The organism is Candidatus Electronema sp. JC (genome assembly GCF_048287365.2).
In the GTDB taxonomy this organism is placed as follows: domain Bacteria; phylum Desulfobacterota; class Desulfobulbia; order Desulfobulbales; family Desulfobulbaceae; genus Electronema.
In genome coordinates this window covers 1-4,960 of sequence record NZ_JBLWEM020000074.1, presented here as the reverse complement: position 1 = coordinate 4,960, position 4,960 = coordinate 1, and the positions used below count along the sequence as shown (strand labels likewise).

At 55.3% G+C, this 4,960-nt stretch carries 4 protein-coding genes; 1 reads left to right on the top strand and 3 read right to left on the bottom strand.

Annotated elements, in window-relative coordinates:
- Positions 1–191 precede the first annotated feature (191 nt).
- The 3 genes from ACNKH3_RS13135 to guaA form a co-directional block, all read right to left on the bottom strand.
- A complete protein-coding gene (locus tag ACNKH3_RS13135) occupies positions 192–635 on the bottom strand; it encodes a VanZ family protein (protein ID WP_420209548.1) in 444 nt (147 codons plus the stop codon).
- 58 nt (positions 636–693) lie between these two features.
- A complete protein-coding gene (locus ACNKH3_RS13130; protein ID WP_420209547.1) occupies positions 694–1,479 on the bottom strand; it encodes an NYN domain-containing protein in 786 nt (261 codons plus the stop codon).
- 97 nt (positions 1,480–1,576) lie between these two features.
- On the bottom strand, positions 1,577–3,121 hold the full coding sequence (guaA, locus tag ACNKH3_RS13125; RefSeq protein ID WP_420209546.1) for a glutamine-hydrolyzing GMP synthase: 1,545 nt from the start codon (positions 3,119–3,121) through the stop codon (positions 1,577–1,579).
- 598 nt (positions 3,122–3,719) lie between these two features.
- Here guaA and ACNKH3_RS13120 point away from each other — a divergent pair.
- Positions 3,720–4,841 carry a hypothetical protein gene (locus ACNKH3_RS13120; RefSeq protein ID WP_420209545.1) on the top strand — a complete coding sequence of 374 codons (1,122 nt, stop codon included), beginning with the start codon at positions 3,720–3,722 and terminating at the stop codon, positions 4,839–4,841.
- Positions 4,842–4,960: the final 119 nt, after the last annotated feature.

Sequence of the window (4,960 nt, the reverse complement as noted above, 5' to 3'; positions counted from 1 at the left end):
CGCCGCCCGGAAAGCCGAATATGGTGTCAACCCCTTCCTCCACCAAACATTGCACTATGGCCTTCGCGCCTTTGATTTTGCTCATAGGTTCTTCCTTAAAGTGGTTGTGAACGCCCGGCTTGCCCGCGCGCAGAGTCAGCTACTTCATTATTGAAAGGCAAGTAGGACTATATAAGCCCGGAAAACAGCTGTCAAGGCGAAACAGGGAGATGGGAAGGGGCGGCAGAATTTCTTGCCCGGATTCTCCGCTCCAAGCGGAAGGAGAGCCACGTGAACAAGGCTATGCCCGCGCTGTCGGCGAGCAGGTCGAGCAGATCCAAGGTCCGACCCGGAACGAAATGCTGGCTGAATTCCTCCAGCAGGACAAAGCAGAACACCAGCAGGCTGCCGAGAGGGACGGCTATCCAGCCAAGACGCGCTTTTCTGAACTGCAAGGCGGCATTGCTGCCGAGCGTGAGCAGGCCAAAGAGGCAGAAATGGCCGAGCTTGTCGCCATGCGGCAGCATTTTGACCAGATCAAAAAAGATGCTGCTCCGGCCTGTATCGGCCAGCCAGATGATCCAGCAGATGAAGGCGAAGAATCCGGCGGCAGCGCAGCAGACAAGGCGACGGATGAGAACGGACTGACGGGGCATATTCCTGTCTCCGGGACATCGCAGACGGCGCGGACACGCCGCCTGCGGCGGGCGGCACTCAGTTCTCGCGCACCAGTCGGATGTCCCACGCCTCGGAGCGGCCCTCATTGTTGGGATTTTCAACAATGCGGAACTCGAAAATCCGGGTTGGGTCTTGGAAATAGTAGTCGCCTTCCAAAGTGGATTTGGAGAGATGAAAGAAGACCGTCTCCGGCTTGAGGCTGTGCTGATCGTGCATCCTGAAGAAGCGGAAGAAGCCGAAGCCCCGGTCAGCGTTGAAGTTGGCTACAGTGCCGCGCTGCCATTCGCCGGGCTGGTCGTGCTGGGTTTCGTCAGGCTGGAAAGGCAGCAGGCCGGGGATGAGGAAGCCTGACAGGAAGGAGTCCGCCGATTCGCGCAGCTCGCGGCTGACGTTGTTGAAGCCGATCACGTCCACCCGGCAGCCCATGTTCTGCAAGGCAGTGACAAGGCGGATGAAGTCGCCGTCGCCGGTGAGGAGGATGACCCGGTCCAAGTTGCGGGCCTGGAGCAGCGCGTCAATGGCCAAGTCCATGTCGGCGTTGGCCTTGGTGGTCACATTGCCGTCCTCGTCCTCGTAGCGGCGCACAAATTTCTTGATAATCTTGAAGCCGCACTGGCGCAGGATGTTGTGATAAAAATAAACCTTCTGCCGGTAGTCCGGCTCTTTGCTGGTGCGTTCGCGGTCTTCGGCCAGATAGCAGTTGGCCCGCACCAAAGTGGAATTGGGCGTGTTGGCGATATCAACCAAAACATCGTAGCGCATTCCGTAGCCGCCGCTCATTTTGATATTTTCAGCATCTACGTAGATTCCTGTTTTCAACATGATAATATTTGAGGATTAAAGTGAATGAACTGTTGCTGATGAACAAAAATATGAAACACCGGGAGAAGGATGCCCCTCTCCCGGCAGCAAGCTACTTTTATTCCCACTCGATGGTGGCGGGCGGCTTGGAGGATATGTCGTAGACCACCCGGTTGACACCCCGCACCTCATTGATGATGCGGGTGGAAATCCGGCCCAGCAGGTCGTAGGGCAATTGCGACCAGTCAGCGGTCATCGCGTCGCGGCTGTCCACCGAGCGCAGGGCGATGACGTGCTCGTAGGTGCGGCCGTCGCCCATCACGCCGACCGTCTGAATCGGCAGCAGGACAGCGAAAGACTGCCAGACCTTGCGGTACCAGCCGGAACGCTTCATTTCCTCCAGCACGATCACGTCGGCCTGGCGGAGAATGCGCAGCCGCTCGCCTGTCACCTCGCCCATGATGCGGATGCCGAGACCGGGGCCAGGGAAGGGCTGGCGGAAAATCGCCTCTTCCGGCAGGCCCAGCTCAAGGCCCAGCTCGCGCACCTCGTCCTTGAACAGCTCGCGCAGCGGCTCAATCAGGGCGAGATGCATTCGCTCCGGCAGGCCGCCAACGTTGTGGTGTGATTTGATCGGGGCCTTGCCGCGAAAGACGACCGACTCGATCACATCGGGATAAAGGGTGCCTTGGGCGAGATATTTCACCTGCCCTAGCTTTTTGGCTTCCTGCTCGAAAATCTCAATAAAGCCATAGCCGATGCGCTTGCGCTTCTCCTCCGGGTCGGCAATGCCCTTCAGCCGCTCCAAGAAATAGGCTTCAGCATCAATGTCAATCACCTGCAAGTCGGTGCGCTCGCGGAAGAAGCGCAGCACACTCTCGCTCTCGTTCGTCCGCATCAGGCCGTTGTTGACGTGGATGCAGGTCAATTGGCTGCCAACAGCCCGGTGAATCATCGCCGCGACCACGGTTGAATCAACGCCGCCGGAAAGGGCGCAGATCACCCGGTCGCCGCCGACCTTTTCCCGCACCGCCGTCACGGTGGACTCAATGAAGGACTGCATGGTCCACGAGGCATCGCAGCCGCAGATGCCGAAGATGAAGTTGCGCAGCACGTCTGTGCCGATCAAGGTGTGGGCCACCTCCGGGTGAAACTGCACGGCGGCGAAGGGCTTGTCCTGATGGCTCAGGGCCGCATAGGGCGAATGTGCGCTGGTTGCGGTGGCGATGAAGCCGGGCGCAGGCTCCTCCACCCGGTCGCCGTGGCTCATCCAGACCTGATGATGCGCAGGCGCGGTCTCCAAGCCGCTGAAAAGGCCGGAAGCGTCGCTGATCAGCAGCTCGGACTTGCCGAACTCCCGGTGCTCCGCCTTCTCCACGCGCCCACCAAGCTGCTGCGTCATCAGCTGCGCGCCGTAGCAGATGCCCAGCACCGGCACGCCCAGCTCAAAGAGGCCGGGATCGGAGAGCGGCGCGTCCTCGTCATAGACTGAGGCCGGGCCGCCGGAAAGGATGATGCCCGCAGGCTGCAGCTCCTTCAGCTTAGCCAGCGGCAGAGTGTAAGGGTGAATCTCCGAATAGACCTTCTGCTCGCGGATGCGGCGGGCGATGAGCTGGGTGGTCTGGGAGCCGAAATCAAGAATTATGATGGTTTCGCTGTGCATAATGCGAAGCTGTGAAAGGACTTGCAACGCCTCGGCGCAGTACGGCAGCCGATGTGAACAAGAAGAAAGACAATAGGTTCGGCCTCCGGCTGGAGGCATGTTTTTCATGGGCAGAGCATTCTGCTTCAGCAAAAACAACCATCTTATCATCGCTGCCGGAGAAAAGCAAATAAATGCTTCCGCCCGTGCGGAAAAGGCAGGGGCGTGATTGAAAGCGCCGCTTCAGTTCAGCTCAAAACGCATCGGCACCTTGACCGGCATGGGCTTCCGTCTGCCGCCAACCGTGCCGGGCTGAAACCGCCAGCCACGTGCACATTCATGGCAGTTTGTCAAATCAAGAATCCTGTGTGGCCGACATGTTTATAAGGGGAAATAATTTATGAGATTTTTACTATATTGCTGAAAAACAACTTTTCGCCTTGACAAGAAATATAAAATTTACATAGAATCAAATTATGAGGCCATTAATGTTCATGGCCTACGGTGAATAGAGGCATAAGTTTAGATATTGAATATCTAAACGTCATTAAACGACGCTTGCTTTAAGCACAAAACAGGAGTCAAGTCATGAAAAAAATCTATAGTATTTTTATTTGTCATGGGCGTGATGGTACATGAAACACATGCTGCCCATGCCCAGCAAAAGTGGGCCTCTTGCGCGCAGGAGGGAAACGTCTGCGTTGTCCCGCCGCCATTAAGGGGCAAGTTAATCTCACTAAGGTATGGGGCGGAGGGAAAATACAGCTTCAAATTCTTTAAAGGACGCGACAGTTGGCCTTGCAATAACGATGTTAACGGAGACCCAGCGCCTGGAAAGAAAAAAAGCTGCCAAATAATGACCGGCAACCTGAAAAGCATTGAAGATTTGCCCGATTCCAGTTGGCAATTCGTCGCGAATGCAAATAAGTACGTGCCAAAGCACACACCAGAGAACCAACTGAGATGGATTCGCTACGGCGCAGGGACTAAATGGACATACGACATAATAGACGGAAGCGGTGTGCAGAAATGCTCTACGGCGGCGCTGAGTGAAGTAGATCCTGCTCCCGGTGTGACGAAAAAATGCTACCTTGGCCCCAAGCTTGATCAGGTCAAGTACGTCGCCGGTGAACTGGAATACTGCGCTTCACAGTTCAGCTCCTGTTATGACCTTGCGACATCCTCCTCTATGTTTGTCTTCAAGTATGGGTCTGAAGATCGTTGGATTAACAGAATGATGAGCGTATATGATGACGAGCATGGCGCTGCGCTCAAATGTGATAACAACACGTTCGGACGTAATCCGCACGATGACGCGAGGAAATTCTGCTACCAAGGCGCATTAAAAAACCTCGAACTTCCAAGTTCCACAACCACGGCAAAATGGCAACAGGTCGGGATCGGATCTGGATGCCAAGGAGGAAGTATAGATCACGAGGTCTCGTACGGTGCGACACGGTCAGAAGAATGGACAACTGCTGAGGAATGGAGTCAATCTGTAGCAACATCGCTCTCCGGAGCCTTCATGGGTCTCGGACCAAGTATTGAGACGACCACAGCATTCGCCCATTCGGAGAGTTATACAAAAGGGCTCAGCACGGAAGTGACGCGAACTACCACATTTCCATGCCAGTGCGAACCAAATACTACCAGCCGTATCTACCAATTCCAGACCTCAACTAAAGCCGACTGCCTCTCTTCACAATCGTGTGAAGCAAACGTTATAGCCGTAGCACAATAAATTGACTATAAACATGGCTGCTGAAAAATCTCATCTGTCGAACAGCCAAGTTTTCTTCTGAGTGCCTTTGCTTGCGCCCATTTATGCTCTATGGGGTTCAAATCAGGAGAATATGGCGG